Source organism: Shewanella loihica PV-4 (genome assembly GCF_000016065.1).
Classification (GTDB): Bacteria; Pseudomonadota; Gammaproteobacteria; order Enterobacterales; family Shewanellaceae; genus Shewanella; species Shewanella loihica.
The window spans coordinates 2,322,564-2,342,052 of record NC_009092.1 but is presented as its reverse complement, the minus strand read 5'-3'; the positions used below and the strand labels follow the sequence as shown (position 1 = coordinate 2,342,052).

Here is a 19,489-nt window from a genome sequence, read left to right as displayed (position 1 = left end):
TAGCGAATTGCAGCGATTGTAGGGAATTTCCCCTAAGGGGTAAAGGCAATCTTTTAGATTGTTCTAATCGAAAAAGGGAGCCATTGGCTCCCTTTGTTTACACTCTTTACTTGATTAGGCGAGTAGTACGCTTGGATCAACAAACTCGAAGTTCAGGGCTTCAGCAACTTCTTTACAGGTTACCTTACCATGCATTACGTTCAAGCCGTTTAGCAGGTGCTTGTCTTGACGCAGTGCTTCGCGGTAACCCATGTCGGCCAACTTGATGATGTAAGGCAGGGTCGCGTTGTTCAGCGCGAAGGTCGAGGTACGAGCCACAGCACCTGGCATGTTAGCCACACAGTAATGTACTACTTCATCAACGATATAAGTTGGGTCTTGGTGAGTCGTAGCATGAGAAGTCTCAACACAACCGCCTTGGTCGATAGCGACGTCAACGATAGCGCTGCCTGGCTTCATTCGCTTGATGTGATCTTTGGTCACTAGTTTAGGTGCTGCTGCACCAGGAACCAGTACGCCACCAATCACTAGGTCGGCTTCCAGTACGTGCTTTTCGATAGCGTCGGCAGTCGAGTAGATTGCCTTAACACGGTTATCGAACTGAGCGTTCAGACGACGCAGCGCATCGATGCTGCGATCTAGGATAACCACGTCCGCGCCCAGGCCAACGGCCATCTGTGCTGCGTTGGTACCAACCATGCCGCCGCCGATGATAACGACTTTAGCGGGCTCAACACCAGGTACGCCGCCAAGTAGCATGCCGCGGCCACCCATTGATTTTTCCAGTGCCATGGCACCAGCCTGGATAGACATACGACCGGCAACTTCAGACATTGGCGCCAGTAGCGGAAGGCCGCCACGGGCATCGGTTACTTACACTCTTTACTTGATTAGGCGAGTAGTACGCTTGGATCAACAAACTCGAAGTTCAGGGCTTCAGCAACTTCTTTACAGGTTACCTTACCATGCATTACGTTCAAGCCGTTTAGCAGGTGCTTGTCTTGACGCAGTGCTTCGCGGTAACCCATGTCGGCCAACTTGATGATGTAAGGCAGGGTCGCGTTGTTCAGCGCGAAGGTCGAGGTACGAGCCACAGCACCTGGCATGTTAGCCACACAGTAATGTACTACTTCATCAACGATATAAGTTGGGTCTTGGTGAGTCGTAGCATGAGAAGTCTCAACACAACCGCCTTGGTCGATAGCGACGTCAACGATAGCGCTGCCTGGCTTCATTCGCTTGATGTGATCTTTGGTCACTAGTTTAGGTGCTGCTGCACCAGGAACCAGTACGCCACCAATCACTAGGTCGGCTTCCAGTACGTGCTTTTCGATAGCGTCGGCAGTCGAGTAGATTGCCTTAACACGGTTATCGAACTGAGCGTTCAGACGACGCAGCGCATCGATGCTGCGATCTAGGATAACCACGTCCGCGCCCAGGCCAACGGCCATCTGTGCTGCGTTGGTACCAACCATGCCGCCGCCGATGATAACGACTTTAGCGGGCTCAACACCAGGTACGCCGCCAAGTAGCATGCCGCGGCCACCCATTGATTTTTCCAGTGCCATGGCACCAGCCTGGATAGACATACGACCGGCAACTTCAGACATTGGCGCCAGTAGCGGAAGGCCGCCACGGGCATCGGTTACTGTTTCATAAGCGATACAGACGGCACCGCTCTTAATAAGATCTTCAGTTTGTGGCAGATCGGGAGCAAGATGAAGATAAGTGAACAGCAACTGATCTTCACGCAACATGGCACGCTCGACCGCTTGAGGTTCTTTTACCTTAACGATCATTTCTGCTTTCGCAAAAACTTCAGCTGCAGTGTCTAAGATTGATGCGCCTACATCGACATAGTCTTGGTCGCTAAAACCGATCCCAACACCTGCATTCTTCTCTACAAATACTTCATGACCTTTTAGGGTCAATTCGCGGACACTTGACGGCACCATACCAACACGATATTCGTGGTTTTTGATTTCTTTAGGTACACCAATTATCATCTTCGAGCCTCAAATTGAATAAAAACCCATTTATTCTGGGTTGAATTGTTATTTTATAGGTCCTGAACGTGATTGTTTCAGGGAAATCTAGTATAGTATCACTTCGGCAGTTAATGCTGCTGAACTTTTGACATACGTAGCAGTAAATGTTGTTTTAGTGATAAAGCAAGGTTAAAAATATGGTTAATAATAAAAAGAGTCCTATAAAAGACTTAGATCGGATCGATCGTAACATCCTTAACGAGTTGCAAATCGACGGCCGCATTTCCAATGTGGAGTTGTCAAAGCGTGTAGGGCTGAGCCCCACTCCCTGTTTAGAGAGAGTTAAAAGACTCGAAAAGCAAGGTTACATCAATGGATATACTGCGCTAGTAAATCCCCATTATCTTGGGGCTTCATTACTTGTGTTCGTAGAAATCACGCTAAATCGCGATACTGCAGAAGTATTTGATAAGTTTAATCGTGCCGTACAGCTGCTCGATGATATTCAAGAATGTCATCTGGTTTCTGGCGACTTCGACTATTTATTGAAGACCCGTGTTTCTGACATGTCTGCCTATCGTCGCTTGTTAGGTGAAACTCTACTTAAGTTGCCCGCTGTTTCTGATACTCGTACCTACGTTGTGATGGAAGAAGTCAAGCAGACCAATAGAGTTGCAATAAATGTAACGCTTGAGTCTTAAAAACGATTTATGTCGTAAAAAAGGAGCCATAAAGGCTCCTTTTTTTTCACCTCGAATAGTTTTTCACCAATGAAGGCCTTTTGCCTTGCTATTGTGCTGTATAGGCAGGTAAAACGCTGCATAGCACGAATTATTTTGATATCTTAGGCTCACCTTTTCGTTTTTGCTTTGTGGGTTGTCTTTTGTCTAAGGGAAATAGTGTCAAAACACTCAGCGGTCTGCAGCGTCTGCTTGAAGGCGGACTCATCCTCTGCTGCATGGTCGCCACCTATATTCTGCTTGCACTGAGCAGCTTTCATTCGTCTGATCCTGGATGGAGTCAGTCTAATTTCGAAGGTGAGATTAAAAACGTTACCGGCGCCGTGGGAGCATGGCTTGCCGATGTGCTTTTCTATTTCTTTGGTTACACCGCCTACCTTATTCCTATCATAGTGGCGGTGACCGGTTGGCTGTTGTTCAAGCGTATTCACCGACTGTTGGAGATAGATTATTTTTCGGTAGGGCTAAGGCTGATTGGTTTCTTGTTGATCACCTTCAGCCTTGCGTCCCTTGCCAGCATGAATGCCAATGACATCTACGAGTTCTCGGCTGGCGGCGTCTCCGGTGATGTGATCGCCGATGCCATGTTGCCTTATTTTAATCAGCTGGGCACCACCTTGCTGCTGCTCTGTTTCGTCGGCGCCGGCTTTACTTTGCTGACCGGCATCAGCTGGCTAACCGTGGTCGAGGTGGTTGGTTTTGCCACCATCTGGTGTTTGAAGCAGCTTAAACATGTTCCCGAGAAATTCTCGAGTGCGCCCGAAACCGATGATACCAAGGGGTTCATGTCGGTATTTGACCGATTCAAGGAGTCTCGTCGTCAAAAGGCTTTGGCTAAGGCCGAAGAAGAGGTCTATGAAGACGATCAGGATGATTACGATGATGAATATGATGAAGATGAGGCTCAAGAAACTTCTTCTCGCGGCCGGGTTAAGGAGTCAAGCTTTAGCCTGCCAACGGCAAAAACCGCTGCTGAGGTAGAAGCGCAAGAGCCTTCTCTGAGCTTTAGTGCTCAGGATGATGAAGTCTCCATAGATTTCGATGCCAAGCATTCAACTGGCGCCGTGCTGCCCAAGAAACTGCCCAAAAACCAGAAGGTCGAGCAGGCAAAAATTGTCGATGGCATAGTCGTCCTGCCGGGCGGAGAAGAGGCTCAGCCGAAGAAGCCTGTTACGCCGCTACCGGATATTTCACTGCTCGATGTGCCAAATCGTAAGACAAACCCGATCAGTCAGGAAGAGCTGGATCAGGTGGCGCGTCTGGTCGAGGTCAAGCTTGCCGACTTTAACATTGTGGCCAAGGTGGTCGGCGTCTTCCCTGGCCCTGTGGTGACCCGTTTCGAGCTTGAGCTCGCGCCAGGCGTCAAAGCGTCTAAGATCACTAACCTGTCGAAAGATCTCGCGCGCTCGCTGCTAGCCGAGAGTGTTCGTGTGGTCGAGGTGATCCCGGGTAAGGCCTATGTGGGTCTGGAGATCCCGAACAAGTTCCGCGAAACCGTGTTTATGCGTGACGTGCTCGGCAGCGAAGCCTTTGAGCATAGCAAGTCTCATCTTAGCATGGTGCTGGGTCAGGATATCTCGGGTGAACCTGTGGTGGTGGATCTTGGTAAGATGCCACACCTTCTGGTGGCCGGTACTACTGGTTCGGGTAAGTCTGTAGGGGTCAACGTGATGATCACCAGCTTGCTCTATAAGTCAGGGCCGGATGATGTACGCTTCATCATGATCGATCCTAAGATGCTGGAACTTTCTGTGTATGAAGGCATTCCACATCTCCTCTGCGAGGTAGTGACCGACATGAAGGAGGCGGCCAACTCCCTACGCTGGTGTGTGGGCGAGATGGAGCGTCGCTATAAGCTGATGTCTGCCTTAGGGGTGCGTAATCTCAAGGGTTACAACGCCAAGATCAAGGAAGCTAAGGAGCGCGGTGAGGAGATCACAGATCCGCTGTGGCGCTCACAAGACAGCATGGAAGAGCATGCGCCTGAGCTAGATAAACTGCCGTCTATAGTGGTGATCGTCGATGAATTTGCCGACATGATGATGATAGTCGGTAAGAAGGTGGAAGAGCTGATCGCCCGTATCGCCCAGAAGGCCAGGGCCGCCGGTATCCACCTTATTCTGGCGACCCAGCGTCCATCGGTTGATGTGATCACGGGCCTGATTAAAGCCAACATCCCAACCCGTATGGCGTTTCAGGTGTCGTCCCGTATCGATTCGCGCACCATCTTAGATCAGCAAGGTGCTGAAACTCTGCTGGGTATGGGTGACATGCTCTATCTACCACCCGGGACCAGTGTGCCTATCCGTGTTCACGGCGCCTTTATCGATGACCATGAAGTCCATGCTGTGGTGGCCGACTGGCATAGTCGCGGCAAGCCGCAATATATCGATGAGATCTTGCAGGGCTCGGCCGAAGGGGAGCAGGTGCTGCTGCCGGGTGAAGCCGCGGAGAATGATGAAGAGATGGACTCTCTCTACGATGAGGCGGTGGCCTTTGTTACCGAGACCCGTCGTGGTTCTATCTCCAGCGTGCAGCGTAAGTTTAAGATTGGCTATAACCGCGCCGCTCGCATCATAGAACAGATGGAGATGCAGGGCGTCGTCAGCTCTCAAGGCCATAACGGTAACCGTGAGGTGCTGGCGCCTCCGCCGCCGAAAGATTATTAAGCTCTCGTTAATATTTCTCGTGACAAACTCTTGTGACACTCTTGATGATAAGTCGAGAGGTAAACATCAAGAGTGATAAGTTCGAATAAAAAGTCCTGAGTTTATGGGGACAGTAACCCGAGTGAATAGCGAGCGTTTTTACATGAAAGGATTTGAAATGCTAAAACCCTTATCTCAATTAGTCTGTGCCTTGCCTCTAGTCGTGGCGGCATCGAGTTACGCCGATGATTCGGCAGCCCTAAAGGATAAGCTTGCCAAGCTGGATAACCTTAAGGCCAATTTTAGCCAGCAGGTAACCGACGTTAATAATAAGGTGATCCAGCAGGGCACGGGTACCTTCGCCTTGGCGGTACCTAACCAGTTTTATTGGCATCTGACCCAGCCGGATGAATCCCTGATTGTCGCCGATGGCCGCGACGTGTGGATCTACAATCCCTTTGCCGAAGAGGTGTCTGTGTTGGATTTCAATCAGGCTATCAATGCCTCGCCGATCGCGCTCTTGGTACATCGCGACGACGCGACCTGGCAGGCCTATCAGGTAAAGCGTCAGGACGATTGTTATCAGATAACCCCTAAGGCCGTCGATGCCAGCGTGACCGGCGTTGAGGTCTGCTTTAAGGATGAGCAACTCGAGGTGATGAAGCTGACTGACCAGCAGGGTAACCTCAGTGTCTTCAATCTGTCAGCCCAGGCGCCTTTGAAAGACGCCGATGCTAGCCTGTTCCAGTTTACCGTTCCCGAAGGCGTCGATATTGACGATCAGCGCCTAAAGGCATTGGATTGAGCCTTTGAATTAGCAATTAGAATAAGCCATTTGAATAAGTCATTAGATAAGGCCATTTGTGTCTAGCTTAAGTTTCGATTTCGCGCCAGACTTCCGCCCGCTTGCCGCAAGAATGCGGCCGGAAACCCTGTCGCAATATATAGGGCAAGATCATCTGTTAGGTGAGGGTAAGCCGCTGCGTCAGGCCCTCGAGGCCGGCAGGGCTCACTCCATGATGTTCTGGGGACCGCCGGGTACCGGCAAGACCACACTCGCCGAGTTGGTTGCCCATTATGCCAATGCTCATGTCGAGCGCATCTCTGCGGTCACCTCAGGGGTGAAAGAGATCCGCGCCGCCATCGAGCACGCCAAGAGTGTGGCCCAGTCACGCGGGCAGCGCACCTTGCTGTTTGTCGATGAGGTGCACAGGTTCAACAAGAGCCAGCAAGATGCCTTCTTGCCCTTTATCGAAGATGGCACTGTGATTTTTATCGGTGCCACCACGGAAAACCCCTCGTTTGAGATCAATAACGCATTGTTATCCCGCGCCAGGGTCTACCTGATCAAGCGGTTGCAAGATGAGGAGATCATCAAGATAGTCCGTCAGGCGCTGGAAGATGGGGAGCGTGGTCTGGGTAAGCGTCAGCTTAAGATGCCTAATGAAGTGGCGGGCAAACTCGCTAGCCTCTGTGATGGTGATGCCCGTAAGGCTCTTAATCTTATCGAATTGATGAGCGACATGCTGCCGGATGGCGGCGAGTTTAATGCTCAGATGCTCATCGAGGTGGCCGGGCAACAGCTCGCCGGATTCGATAAGAATGGCGATCAATATTACGACCTTATCTCTGCGGTGCATAAGTCGATTCGGGGCTCGGCGCCGGATGCGGCGCTTTACTGGTATTGCCGCATGCTCGAAGGGGGCTGCGATCCCTTATATGTCGCCCGTCGCCTGCTGGCCATCGCCTCGGAAGATATAGGTAATGCCGATCCTGTGGCCATGTCGGTGGCGGTCAATGCCTGGGAGTGCTTTCATCGCGTGGGACCGGCCGAAGGGGAGCGGGCAATTGCCCAGGCAGTTGTCTACCTCGCCTGCGCGCCCAAGAGTAACGCCGTCTATACCGCCTTCAAGGCGGCGCGCCAGCTGGCGCGGGAGACCGGCAGTCAGCCCGTGCCTAATCATCTGCGCAATGCCCCAACTCAGTTGATGGCCGATATCGGCCTGGGTGAGGGGTATCGCTACGCCCATGATGAGCCCAATCATTATGCCAGCGGTGAGTGTTATTTCCCTGAGCAGCTAGCAGGCACACAGTTCTACTATCCTAGCGAGCATGGTTTCGAGAAGCGCATCAAGACCAAGCTAGCCACCTTGGCCGAAATGGACAGGGCAAGTGAGGTGAAACGCTATGAATAATCTCATTTTTGTGGCCCTGGGTGGTTCTATCGGCGCGGTATTTCGTTATCTTATTTCAATATTCATGATTCAGGTGTTTGGCTCTTCTTTTCCTTTTGGTACACTCATGGTCAATGTGATCGGCTCCTTCCTGATGGGCGTGATCTATGCCCTAGGTGAAGCGAGTCAGGTCAGTCCTGAAATCAAAGCATTAGTAGGTGTTGGGTTATTAGGAGCACTTACGACGTTTTCAACTTTTTCGAACGAAACCCTGTTATTGATGCAGCAGGGCGCCTGGTTGAAAGCATTTACAAATATCGCTCTGAACCTATGTCTATGTTTATTCATGGTTTACTTAGGACAGCAGTTGGTTTTTTCTCGCATTTAACTATTAAGAAACTAAAAACATGTTAGATCCCAAATTTTTACGTACTGAATTAGAAGCGACCGCCGAGCGTCTCGCCACCCGTGGTTTTATCCTGGATGTGGATCGTCTCAGCAAGTTAGAGGAAAAGCGTAAGTCACTACAGGTGGCGACAGAAGAGCTGCAAGCGTCCCGTAATGCGATCTCCAAGTCTATCGGTCAGGCTAAGGCAAAGGGCGAAGATGTTGCACCTATCATGGCCAAAGTCGGCGATCTTGGCGCCGAGCTTAGCAGTAAAGAAGCCGAGTTAAAGCAGCTGCTGGAAGAGCTGAATGCTATCGCCATGAGCGTGCCTAACCTGCCGGACGAGTCGGCGCCTATTGGTGCGGACGAAAACGACAACGTCGAGATCCGCCGCTGGGGTGAGCCTAAGCAGTTTGATTTCGATGTGAAAGATCATGTGGATCTGGGTGAGCAACACGCTGGTCTTGATTTCAAGAGTGCCGTTAAGATCACCGGTTCTCGTTTCATCGTGATGAAGGGGCAGATCGCCCGCATGCACCGTGCGCTAACTCAGTTCATGCTGGATCTGCACACCACAGAGCATGGTTACACTGAAACCTATGTGCCGCTGCTGGTTAACGAAGACAGCCTGCTTGGTACCGGTCAGCTGCCTAAGTTTGGTGAAGATCTGTTCCACACCAAGCCTGCTACCGAAGAAGGTCAGGGCCTAAGCCTGATCCCAACCGCCGAGGTGCCGCTGACTAACCTGGCTCGCGATACCATTATCGATGAAGATGAGCTGCCGATTAAGATGACGGCTCATACGGCTTGTTTCCGCAGCGAAGCGGGCTCATACGGCCGTGATACTCGTGGTCTTATTCGTCAGCACCAGTTCGACAAGGTAGAGTTGGTTCAGCTGGTGAAACCAGAAGACTCTATGGCCGCGCTCGAGAGTCTGACTCAACACGCTGAAACCGTGCTGCAACGCCTGGGTCTGCCATATCGCACTGTAGTACTTTGTACTGGCGATATGGGCTTTGGCGCGGCTAAGACCTTTGATATTGAAGTCTGGCTGCCTGCACAGAATACTTACCGCGAGATCTCATCTTGCAGCAACATGCAAGATTTTCAGGCTCGTCGCATGCAAGCTCGCTATAAAGCAAAGTCAGCCAAGAAGCCTGCACTGCTGCACACATTGAATGGTTCAGGTTTAGCGGTCGGTCGTACTTTGGTCGCCGTGTTGGAAAACTATCAAAATGCCGATGGTTCAATCACAGTTCCAGAGGCGCTGCGTCCATATATGGGCGGGCTGACTCAAATAGGCTAATGCGATAAAGAGATAGTGTGAAACATGGATAACGGTGGGCGCTATTTTCAGTGGCTGACCTATGTCGTCATTATCTGTATCTTTTTCGCAGTAATGTTAGCAACATTTGGGAAAGCGATTATGTTAGTGATGAAAAATCTCTAACCACAAAAAAACCTTCGCAATCGCGAAGGTTTTTTATTATCTAAATACAATTAATTAGACGGTCATTAACGGCTTAAAGATTAGATACACTTGGCTGGCTTAGGTAGCCCTGCGATCTTAGTGGCCTGTTTGGCCGGGCCGAGAGGGAAGAGGGTATAAAGATATTTTGAATTGCCCTTTTCGGCACCGAGTTTTTGGCCTATTGCCTTGACCAGCACACGAATGGCCGGGCTTGTCTTAAATTCCATATAGAAATCACGCACGAAATGTACTACTTCCCAATGGGCGGCTGTAAGGGTTATCTCTTCTTCGGTGGCGATAAGTACTGCTAGCTCTTCACTCCAGTCGCTGACATTTTTCAAATAGCCCTGGGGATCCGTGGGGATCTGACTATCGCCGTACATAATAAAATTTACCAAGTGATCACCTTAGCGTGAGTTAATGTATATTGGACAAATTCTGCCTGACTAAGCTGCTTATATTGGCTCAAGCGAGTTTGTAAGCCTCTGGCGATCACGTCTTGTTCGAGCAAGGAGATCTGTATGTCAGCCAAGGCTTGTTGCCATTTTTGTAGCAGCAGAGAGTTTACGCCATCACCGAGCAGTAAGAGGGTGTCTTGAGGCTGAATGTAGCGAAGGCAGGTGCCTAGGGCGCTATCCTGAGCCGCCGAGTATTGAACGATATGCAGTATCATCAGTAGACAAAGACCTCATCGACTTGGGTTAATAGCTCACCTATCTCGGCCGGGGATTTGACTTCCAGCGGGATGGCTAGAGCCGATTCATCTAGTTGATAGTCAGCCAGACTCTGCTGACAGGCAAAGACACACTCAATATCGTAAAGGGGCAATGCCTTGAAAGCTGCTAGGAAATCTTTGGCCCCTATGGCTTCCGGCGTCTGTTGCGGCAACAGATTAAGAACGCCTTCATCAACGAAGATGAGGCTGACCTCTTGTTCGAAACTAGCGCTGAGCAGCGCAAAATCCAGTCCTTCCCGACCCTTGGCACTGCCATGGGGCGCGTGTCTGAAGATAATGGTGATCTTTTTCATCATTTTTCCAAAAAGCGAATGCTTAACATCTGGCGTTTAAAAACAGATCACGCGATCGGCTTGCTCTATACCGGTCACGAGTTCGCCAAGGCCGCCCATCTGAAAGGGGGGCTCGAGGTTCCAATGCTGTAACTGGTTTTCAGCCGATTCGGCCGCAGATAAAACGCCGCGGCGCAGCGCCGCCGATACGCAGTTTACCAAGGGCACTTGATGTGTCTGTCCCAGCTCACGCCAGGCCTGGTAAAGGGCAAACTCGTCGGAGGCGGGCGATTGTAGATGATTGGTCGATAATACACCGTCTTGATAGAAGAAGACTTTGACCACTTCATGGCCGGCATCGATAGCCGCCTTAGTAAATTGCAGCGCCTGATAGCTGCTACCCTGGCCGTAACCAGCCTGATTGACTTGAATGATGAGCTTACTCATTAACCCTAACTTAATATGGCGCCGTAGGAGCTCGGCTTTAAACTGCTATTCTATCTGTTTTTTAAATTGATCCCAAATGCCAGGTGAATACGCTGACAGCTTTGCCTAATTAGAAGGCTAATTAGTCACAGAAAAGGGCATAAAAAAGCCCGCCTATGTGGGCGGGCTTTCTAAGCGTAGCTTGCTTAATCGTCGCTACCTGCACCCAGTAGGTGCAAAATAGAGATAAACAGGTTGAGGAAGTCCAAGTACAGCGACACAGTCGCGCGTATGTAGTTGGTTTCACCGCCGTTGACGATGCGGCTGGTATCGAACAGGATAAAGCCTGTCATTAACAGGGCGATACCCGCGTTGAGGGCCATGAACACCGCGCCGCTACCGATGAAGATGTTGGCGATACCGGCAACGATGGCAATGACCAAACCGGCGAGCAGGAAGCCACGCATGAAAGAGAAGTCTTTCTTGGTGGTGATGGCATAGCCGCTCAGGGTAACGAACACTACGGCAGTCAAGCCTAAGGCCTGCATGATGAGCTGAGGACCGTTGGCCATGCCAGCATAATGATTAAGCATGTAGCCAAGCGAGGCACCTTCCATACCCGTAAAGGCAAACACCCAAAACAGCCCCGCGGCCGACTCGGCCTTTCTCAGGGTGACAAACAACAAAATGAAACCACCGATCGACAGACCGATAGACATGAGAGGACTGATTTGCAACACCATTGCCAGCCCCGCACACAGCGCTGAGAAGCCCAGTGTCATCGAGAGCAGCAGATAGGTATTTTTAAGCAGCTTATTCACTTCTTGTGTCGAAGCATGGCTTGCATATAGTGTTTCTTGCGTCATCTTTATCTCCAGTGACTATCACTAACTTGATGGTTTATTTGAGTCAAATCGGTTGCAAGAGTTCCATTTCATGAACCGGATTTAACTTGTTTTGCAAGGCTATTATCATAACCGAGCCAAGGGAGGGGCGAAAGCCCATCTGCTCGATAAGCCGTTAATTAAGCCAGGTAAATTAAACGAGACTAAATAAACGCGACTGATTTAATCTGATCAGTTAAATGCGATTAGTTAAACCAGTCTCGCTGTAGTTTTTCGCTATCGCCTAGATAGTCCAGCACCCATGCCATGGCGGGTGACATGTTGGCGTCGTTCCAGGCCAGGCAACAGGGGCTTGGTGCCTTAGGGCGTTCCAGCTCTTTCTCTATCAGCGCGCCGGCTTGCACAAAGGGGGTGGCGAAGTGCTTAGGCATGTAACCTATGCCCAGGCCTTCGCGGAAACAGTTGATGGCGCGGATCCAGTCTGGTACGACTAAGCGGCGCTGATTGTCTAATAGCCAAGTCATGCGTTTTGGGATTTCGCGAGAGGTGTCTTCCAGACAGATAGAGGGGTAGCTGCGCAGCTCATCATCAAGCAGGGGTCTATCTATTGCGGCCAGGGGGTGATGCTTACTCACCAGGAAGGTCCATTCGATGTCGCCCATATCCTTAAAGCGATAATCACCGCCCACAGGAATCGCGGTAGTGGCACCGATGGCGATGTCGCTGCGACCGGTGGCGATCGCCTCCCAGACGCCGTTAAAGACTTCGATACGTATGATCAGCTCGACATTGTCGAAATGGCGGTAGAAATCGGCGATTAGGTTACTGATCTTATCGGCGCGCACGATGTTATCTAGCGCTATTGAGAGTGTGGGTTGCCAGCCGTTGGCCACGCGTTTGGTGTCTTCTTTTAGCGATGCCAAGTGGGTAAGCATGGAGCGCACCTGCTTGACGAAATGTTCGCCTGCCGGGGTGAGGCTCACGCTTCTGTGGTGGCGCTCAAACAACACGACCCCCAAATCTTCCTCAACCTGCTTCACGGCATAACTCACGGCAGAGGGCACCTTGTGTAACTTGTTGGCCGCCGCGGTAAAACTTCCGACTCGGGCCACCATATCAATTAATTGCATCGACTGTTCTGAAAGCATCTCGAATTTGCTCCTAAATTTGCCGTGAGAATATTTGAAGGCTGTAAGCAAAAATAAACGTTTCACAAGCAATTGGCAAGTCAATAGACTCACCGACTTCTTTGGTTAGTTAAAGTGAATCTTCTAATTTTATGAATAAAATCGCTAAATTTTCTTTTCTTATCTATCTAGCGCTACTTAGCATGTTGGGCTTTATTGCGACTGACATGTATTTACCTGCTTTCAAAGCAATTGAAACAAGTTTAGATGCCAGTGCTACTCAGGTCGCAAGCTCGCTGACTTTCTTCCTCGCCGGTCTGGCCTTGGGTCAGCTCTTGTATGGCCCCTTGGTACAGGCCATAGGTAAACGTCTGAGTCTGGTATTGGGTCTCGTTCTGTTCGGCGCAGCCAGTCTGGTGATTGCCAATAGCGACTCAATTGCCATGTTTAATGTGGCGCGTTTCTTCCAAGCATTAGGTGCCTGTAGCGCTTCGGTGATCTGGCAGGCGATAGTGATAGATCGTTATAAGGCCAGCGAGGCGCAGCAGGTATTTAGTAACATCATGCCGCTCGTGGCCCTGTCGCCGGCCTTAGCGCCTATCCTGGGTGCCTATCTGCTGGAGTGGCAGCAGTGGCACAGCATCTTCTTCATCCTGGGCGGCTTAAGTTTGCTGCTTATCCTGGCGACCCTAGCCTGGGTCGAAAGCAAGGAAAGCCTTAATAGTAAGGCCGACGAGGCAATTAGCCAGCAAGGCAGTACAGACACACAAGTTCAAAAGAGTGTGCGCGTGAGCTATTTGGCCATGCTGGCCAGCCCCAGATATCTGGGCAACGTGCTGATATTTGGGGCCTGCTCCGCGGCTTTCTTCTCTTACCTAACCCTCTGGCCGATAGTGATGGAGCAACATGGGTATGAGGCTAAGGCGATCGGCTTGAGTTTTATTCCGCAGACCGTGATGTTTATTCTCGGGGGCTATCTGAGCAAGTTGTTTATTCGACGCTTAGGCGCCGAGGTGACGCTTACCTGGGTCTTGTTGCTATTCGGTGCTTGTGTTGCCGGTATCGCCCTGGTCACCCTGTGTTACCCATCTAGCACTATCTGGCCTTTGTTGAGTATCTTCTCTGTGATGGCGGCGGCCAATGGCGCTTGTTATCCCATAGTGGTTAACTCTGCGCTGCAGGTGTTCAAGCAGGCATCGGCCAAGGCGGCGGGATTACAAAACTTCCTGCAGATCAGTATCGCCTTTGGCGCATCTTCACTTGTGGCGTTATGGGCAAGTAGCGGCGAGAAGGCAATTGGTGTCGGGATAGTCGTCAGCGCCATAGGCGTGCTAATCGGTTTTCAGGTGAGAGGTTACGACAAGTGGCGAGCCGTGTTCGGCGCCATATCTCCCCCGGATCCGGCGAAAATTGCGCTGCATCAGGAGGAAGATTCGACAAAGTGAGCGTAAGTTCGCCAAATGCGCTTTTTAGTCATATTTTCCCTTTACAAGTGAAATAGGGCGCTATATTATTCGCGGCGTTCGGAGAGATGGCAGAGTGGTCGAATGCACCGGTCTTGAAAACCGGCACGGGTTTATAGCCCGTCTAGGGTTCAAATCCCTATCTCTCCGCCACATTAAGAAAAAGGGCTTCCAGAAATGGAAGCCTTTTTTCGTTATGGCTGCTATGTAAATTTGCCTATGATCGGCTATAGGCATTAATCCCCGGGTTTTATCATTTAATTCTTGCTATCTCTGCGCTACAAAAAAGCCCGCTAAAAAGCGGGCTCTTTTGTTTCAGCGAGTGGTATTCGACTACTGCTCTGAAACCACAGGCTGGTTCACCTTAACGCCGGCAATTCGGTTGTATATCCAACTAAACGCAGACTTGGTATCTTCGATCGCCACATAGAGACATGGAATAAGTACCAGAGTCACTATGGTGGCGAACAGTACGCCGAAGGCGAGCGACACCGCCATAGGGATCACCATCTGCGCCTGCATGCTGGTCTCGCTCATGATGGGTACCAGGCCGATAAAGGTGGTCAGCGAGGTGAGCAGGATCGCCCTGAAACGACGACAACCTGCCTCAATCACGGCAACCTTCATGCTGATACCGGCCAATCGGGCGCGGTTGATGTAATCCACCATCACCAAAGAGTCATTCACCACCACGCCCGCGGCGGCAATGATGCCGAAGAGGGAGAGGGCGCTTAGGTCTATCCCAAGCAACATGTGGCCAAGCACCGAGCCTATGATGCCAAAGGGGATCACTGACATGATCATCATTGGCTGCACATAGGACTTAAGTGGAACGGCCAACAGGCTGTAGATCACCAGCAGCGAGATGATGAAGTTACGCATCTGGGTATTGGCGCTGTCGATCTGCTCCTGAATGTTACCCGCCACCTCACTTTTCACCCTAGGATACTGACGCAGCAGCTCAGGGATAAAGTTATCACGAATGTCCTGGGCTAGCTTAAATGGCTCGGCCTGAGAGGCGTCCACCGAGGCCCAGACGTTGATGGTGCGGTTGCCATTTTCACGTCTGATCCCGCTGACTCCTTGCGTCACCTGGATCTCCGCGACCTCTGAGAGGGGGATCTCTGCGCCCTGTGTCGTGAGGATCATCACCTCGGTCACGTGGGCGATGGAGTTGCGCTGCTCTTCGGGATAGCGCAGCATCACCTTGATCTCTTCGCCGTTACGCAAAATACGCTGGGCCTCGAGACCGTAGAAGCTGGCGCTGACCTGAGAGGCGACATCGGCAAGGGTAAGGCCGACGCTATTGGCCAGAGGCTTGAGGCTAAATTGCACCTCTTTGGCGCTGGACTGGCGGCTGTCGTTGACATCGCCAACGCCCTGCAGGCTGTTAAGCTTAGCCTTGAGCGCCTTCGCCGCGGCGATGAGTTGTGCCTCGTCTTTGCCTTCGAGACGGAAGCTGATGTCGCCATCGTCGCGGCCGCCACCGAAGAGGTTATCCTGAATATTGAAGGACTTCACCCCTGGGATCTGCGGCATGGCCGCACGCCAGCGCTCGGCGAGGGCAAAGGTATCTATGGGCCTTAGCTCTGGGGTCACCAGCTTAGTCATCACCTGGGCACGGGTTCTGCCCTGAAGATCGACCTGCATGTCGGCGATCATTCGTTGGCCAAACTCCTGTTCCAGCTGATCATCGACCTTATGCAGCGCCGCCTCGATCGCCAATGCGGCAGACAGGGTCGCTTGCTCTGATGAGTCCAGGTTCATCTCGACGCTGATGCGCGGGAAATCATGGGGGATCTTAGGTTGTCCCACGTAGCGCAGGATCCCGCCGGAATAGAGGCCGGCGCAGACCAGAATTAAGGAGATGAACAGGGCAATGATCATGTATCTGTATTTCACCGACAATGTTAATGACGGCTTGTACAGACGATAGATCACAAACTGTAGTCCATTGTCCACCTTGGCCTGTAGATAGTTGACCCCGATACGCAGCAGGTTGATGGGATTCTTAGAGCCCGGCTTAACCTGAGTTTTATGTTTCATCTTGGCTAAGTGCGCCGGTAGGATGAGCTTAGACTCCACCAGCGAGAACAGCAGGCATAAGATCACCACATAGCCGATCGACTGACCGAAGGCCGATGAAGGCCCATCGTCCATGGTGATGGGCAGGAAGGCGGCAATGGTGGTCAACACGCCGAAGGTGGCGGGCATGGCTACTTTCTTCACGCCGCGGATCACATTATCTATGCTCTGGCCTTTCTCTTCACATTCGGTATGAGCACTCTCGCCCATGACGATGGCATCGTCGACCACTATCCCCAGCACAAGGATGAAGGCAAACAGGCTGATCACGTTGATAGTGACATCTATCATGGCGGTCGGCATCAGCAGCAGCGTGCCTAAGAAGCAGACGGGCAGCCCCATCATCACCCAGAAGGCGAGGCGAACACGCAGGAATAGGGCCAACATAATAAACACCAAGATGGCGCCGCTTTTCATGCTGTCGAGCATAAGATCCAGACGGCCCTGCAGGTAATAGGTCATATCAACCCAGGTTTCCAGGTTCAAGCCCTGGGGCAGTGAGGCCTGTTTATCTTCTACGTATTGGTTCACTACCTTAGCGACATCCGTCATGCTCTGATCGTTTGATGCGCCCACGAAGAAAGTTACCGAGTTCTTACCGTTAAACTTGGAGTATTGAATACCCTCTTCGAAACCGTCGACCACATTGGCCACATCGCCAAGCAGCAACTTGGTGCCATCTTCTAGGGTGATCAGCGGCAGATTCTCAAACTCGTAGCCGACATAGGCTTGGTTTTGCACCCTCAAGCTGATGTAGCCGTTCTCGGCCTTGATTTGGCCGGCCGACATGTTGCGTGAATAACCGCGAACCGCCTTGGCGACATCGTTGAAGGAGAGGTTGTATTCGCGCAGCTTATCCTTGCTGACCTCGATAGACATCTCATAGTCCAGTCCGCCATAAAACTCTGTGATGTTCACCAGCGGCAACTGCATCAACTCATCGTGGATCTTCTCGCCGAACTCTTTGAGCTTCTTTGGCGGCAGGTCGCCATAGAGGCTGATATAAAACACCTCCTGTCGATTCTTGATGCGCTCAACCCGCGGTCGTTCCATGCCATCGGGGAAGCTTGATATAGAATCGATCTCAGATTTGATCTCATCCAAGACCACCTGAGGGTCGTAGGAGTCTTCGATACGAAAATAGCCCGATGCCGAGTTACGGTTAGAATAGGTGATCACCCGCTTCAGGCCCTGTACCCGCTCCAAGGCTTCCTCGACCTTGATGGTGATCCCTTCCTCTACCTCTTGGGGTGCGGCGCCAGGATAGAAGGCGCTAAACTCGACCCAGTTGGTCTCTGTCTGGGGAAAAAACTGTTTGCGTATCGTGCTGGCGGTCAGCAGACCTCCGATAATGATGATGATCATCAGCAGGTTTGCCGCCACGCTGTTGCGGGCAAACCAGGCGATCATGCCTTTATTTGGATCTGGCATTCGCCCTTACTCCTTGTCTTCCATGGCCAGTTGATCGGCGACGGCTTCATCTTGTCCCGGGGTCTGCTTGTCTTCGGCCAGGGCAAGTTTCATCCCTTCGATGGGATAATCTAGCGCCGAGGTGATGAGGCGCATGCCATCATCTAACCCGTCACCGATCACTACCTGGGTACCTTGCTGACGCAGTATATCTACCGACTTAAATGCCAGGGTGTTTTCCGGCGTCATGATGGCGACCTTGTCGTTAACTACCAGGTGTCTGGCGATGGTGGTGACATCCTGGGCCTGTGAGCCGTGGATCTGCGCCGTAATATAGCTGCCATATCTCAGCGGCTGCTTGTTGTCCTTCAGCCCATAGGGATCGATCACTTCGGCCACCAGATAGGTCATGCGGCTACGATTGTCGATAACGCCTTCGCTGCGCACTATTTGACCTTTCCAGGAGGTGTTCTCACCGGCGAAGTTACCCTTGACCATCACCTGAGCACCCAGGCCCTTGTTGTCAAGATAACGTATCTCCTTATCGGGGAGGGGAAGGCGGATCTCGGCTTTTTCTGTGCTAAGCAGCTTACCCACTTGGGTACCGGCGGAGACGTATGAGCCCAAACCTATATGACGGCTCTCGATCAAGGCATCATATGGCGCCTTAATTACAGTGCGCTCGAGATTACGGGTTGCGCGCTTGAGGCCCGCTTCAGATGAGTTGAGGCGGGCAACTTCTTGAGCCAGCTGGGGTTTACGTAGGCTGAGCTCGGTAGGGGTGCCGTTTTCGATTCGCTTCCACTCTTCGGCGGCCACCTTGCCATAGGCTTTTTCTTGTACCAGAGTCGCCTTTGCACTGGCCACTGTCGCCTTGGCATCGATAAGGGCGGCCTCGTAATCGCTAGGATCTATCTTTGCCAGTATCTGGCCTTTCTTCACGAAGCCGCCGCGAACGAAAGCATCGCTCAAGTAGACGATCTCGCCGGTGACTTGAGATACAAGGTCAGTTTCATACTTGGCGTTGACGATACCGTAGGAGTTTACGGTAAAGGTCATGGGCTCCTTGTCAATTATCTCGACGGCCACGACGGGCGTATTGTCAACGACAGGTTTCTCTTCTGGTGGTTTTTTCATCGATGCTAGCACGGCAAAGGTGCCGCCCCCGAGCACTAGCACGGCGATGGGCAATACGAACTGTTTTACGGTAGCCACAAACACTTCCTCTTGTTGGAGCTAAGATAATAAATTTATTAATAAAAACGCTTTTATACTTAGGCGAAAGATTTTTTGCAGGGTAAATGTTATCGAAATAGGTAATTTGTTAAAGCGCTTAAATGTAAACAGGTATGTAATTTGCGATGTATGGGCATTGGCAATTTTCGCTTGAGGCGCAAATGCACCAGAACAAGGTCGCGAGAAATGTAAAAGATTAGGCAAGATAGAGTCGAAAGAATCAGGCAAAAGAAAGAGAGTGTGATGCCGCGTTATTGGCTAACTTAGATAGCACATTTGGGTACTCACCCGTTTGCGTATATCGAGCACTCTCTTAGTATGATTGTAGCCCTTTTGGTGTGATTTGCCCCCTGTTTTCGGGCCTTTTGGACGCTTTGGGGGAGTCAGTAAATAGGACCTGATTTTGGGGGATATAGGCGCTTGCTGAAGCTGCCCAACATCGACTCAATGGCTCTATTAATAGTCTTAAATCAGTCGTCT

General features: G+C 51.3%; 16 protein-coding genes, 1 tRNA gene and 1 pseudogene. 8 read left to right on the top strand and 10 right to left on the bottom strand.

Annotated elements, in window-relative coordinates; translation table 11 throughout:
- Positions 1 to 114: 114 nt before the first annotated feature.
- A pseudogene (locus SHEW_RS10495) lies at positions 115 to 873 on the bottom strand (alanine dehydrogenase); the annotation flags it as partial.
- Between the two features lie 17 nt (positions 874 to 890).
- Entirely contained in the window at positions 891 to 2,006 is a 1,116-nt protein-coding gene (gene ald / locus SHEW_RS10490) for an alanine dehydrogenase (protein ID WP_011865824.1), read from the bottom strand.
- Between the two features lie 179 nt (positions 2,007 to 2,185).
- Here ald and lrp point away from each other — a divergent pair, with 179 nt between their 5' ends.
- From lrp to serS, 6 genes are all read left to right on the top strand, one after another.
- On the top strand, positions 2,186 to 2,689 hold the full coding sequence (gene lrp / locus SHEW_RS10485) for a leucine-responsive transcriptional regulator Lrp (protein WP_011865823.1): 504 nt from the start codon (positions 2,186 to 2,188) through the stop codon (positions 2,687 to 2,689).
- Positions 2,690 to 2,871: 182 nt separating this feature from the next.
- Positions 2,872 to 5,397 carry a DNA translocase FtsK gene (locus tag SHEW_RS10480; RefSeq protein ID WP_011865822.1) on the top strand — a complete coding sequence of 842 codons (2,526 nt, stop codon included), beginning with the start codon at positions 2,872 to 2,874 and terminating at the stop codon, positions 5,395 to 5,397.
- A 157-nt stretch (positions 5,398 to 5,554) separates the two neighbouring features.
- A complete protein-coding gene (gene lolA / locus SHEW_RS10475) occupies positions 5,555 to 6,181 on the top strand; it encodes an outer membrane lipoprotein periplasmic chaperone LolA (protein ID WP_011865821.1) in 627 nt (208 codons plus the stop codon).
- 58 nt (positions 6,182 to 6,239) lie between these two features.
- Complete coding sequence (locus tag SHEW_RS10470) at positions 6,240 to 7,571, top strand: replication-associated recombination protein A (protein WP_011865820.1); 1,332 nt, start codon at positions 6,240 to 6,242, stop codon at positions 7,569 to 7,571.
- Positions 7,564 to 7,938, top strand: coding sequence for a fluoride efflux transporter CrcB (gene crcB, locus SHEW_RS10465; RefSeq protein WP_011865819.1), 375 nt, complete (start codon positions 7,564 to 7,566; stop codon positions 7,936 to 7,938). The genes SHEW_RS10470 and crcB overlap by 8 nt, the downstream gene beginning before the upstream one ends.
- Before the next feature lie 19 nt (positions 7,939 to 7,957).
- A complete protein-coding gene (gene serS, locus SHEW_RS10460) occupies positions 7,958 to 9,244 on the top strand; it encodes a serine--tRNA ligase (protein ID WP_011865818.1) in 1,287 nt (428 codons plus the stop codon).
- A 224-nt stretch (positions 9,245 to 9,468) separates the two neighbouring features.
- Here the strand turns inward: serS and SHEW_RS10450 are convergent, their stop codons facing one another.
- The 6 genes from SHEW_RS10450 to punR all read right to left on the bottom strand — a co-directional run bounded on the left by SHEW_RS10450 (position 9,469) and on the right by punR (position 12,836).
- A complete protein-coding gene (locus SHEW_RS10450; protein ID WP_011865816.1) occupies positions 9,469 to 9,792 on the bottom strand; it encodes a TusE/DsrC/DsvC family sulfur relay protein in 324 nt (107 codons plus the stop codon).
- A gap of 8 nt (positions 9,793 to 9,800) precedes the next feature.
- Entirely contained in the window at positions 9,801 to 10,082 is a 282-nt protein-coding gene (gene tusB, locus SHEW_RS10445) for a sulfurtransferase complex subunit TusB (RefSeq protein ID WP_011865815.1), read from the bottom strand.
- The gene (gene tusC / locus SHEW_RS10440) at positions 10,082 to 10,438 is read right to left on the bottom strand and encodes a sulfurtransferase complex subunit TusC (protein ID WP_041406631.1); all 357 of its coding nucleotides are present in this window, start codon (positions 10,436 to 10,438) and stop codon (positions 10,082 to 10,084) included. Before tusC ends, tusB begins: the two co-directional genes overlap by 1 nt.
- 36 nt (positions 10,439 to 10,474) lie before the next feature.
- Entirely contained in the window at positions 10,475 to 10,864 is a 390-nt protein-coding gene (gene tusD / locus SHEW_RS10435; RefSeq protein ID WP_011865813.1) for a sulfurtransferase complex subunit TusD, read from the bottom strand.
- A gap of 185 nt (positions 10,865 to 11,049) precedes the next feature.
- A complete protein-coding gene (locus SHEW_RS10430; protein ID WP_011865812.1) occupies positions 11,050 to 11,709 on the bottom strand; it encodes a Bax inhibitor-1/YccA family protein in 660 nt (219 codons plus the stop codon).
- A 224-nt stretch (positions 11,710 to 11,933) separates the two neighbouring features.
- Positions 11,934 to 12,836, bottom strand: coding sequence for a DNA-binding transcriptional activator PunR (gene punR, locus SHEW_RS10425; protein WP_011865811.1), 903 nt, complete (start codon positions 12,834 to 12,836; stop codon positions 11,934 to 11,936).
- Between the two features lie 131 nt (positions 12,837 to 12,967).
- Between punR and punC the strand changes: the two genes are divergently transcribed.
- Together punC and SHEW_RS10415 are read left to right on the top strand one after the other, a co-directional pair.
- Positions 12,968 to 14,260, top strand: coding sequence for a purine nucleoside transporter PunC (punC, locus tag SHEW_RS10420; protein WP_011865810.1), 1,293 nt, complete (start codon positions 12,968 to 12,970; stop codon positions 14,258 to 14,260).
- Positions 14,261 to 14,340: 80 nt separating this feature from the next.
- Positions 14,341 to 14,431: transfer RNA gene (locus SHEW_RS10415), tRNA-Ser, on the top strand.
- A 180-nt stretch (positions 14,432 to 14,611) separates the two neighbouring features.
- Here SHEW_RS10415 and SHEW_RS10410 read toward each other — a convergent pair.
- Both SHEW_RS10410 and SHEW_RS10405 read right to left on the bottom strand, forming a co-directional pair.
- Positions 14,612 to 17,794 (bottom strand): efflux RND transporter permease subunit, encoded by a 3,183-nt coding sequence (locus tag SHEW_RS10410; RefSeq protein WP_011865809.1) that lies wholly within the window; start codon positions 17,792 to 17,794, stop codon positions 14,612 to 14,614.
- A gap of 6 nt (positions 17,795 to 17,800) precedes the next feature.
- Entirely contained in the window at positions 17,801 to 18,988 is a 1,188-nt protein-coding gene (locus SHEW_RS10405; protein WP_011865808.1) for an efflux RND transporter periplasmic adaptor subunit, read from the bottom strand.
- Between the last annotated feature and the right edge of the window lie 501 nt (positions 18,989 to 19,489).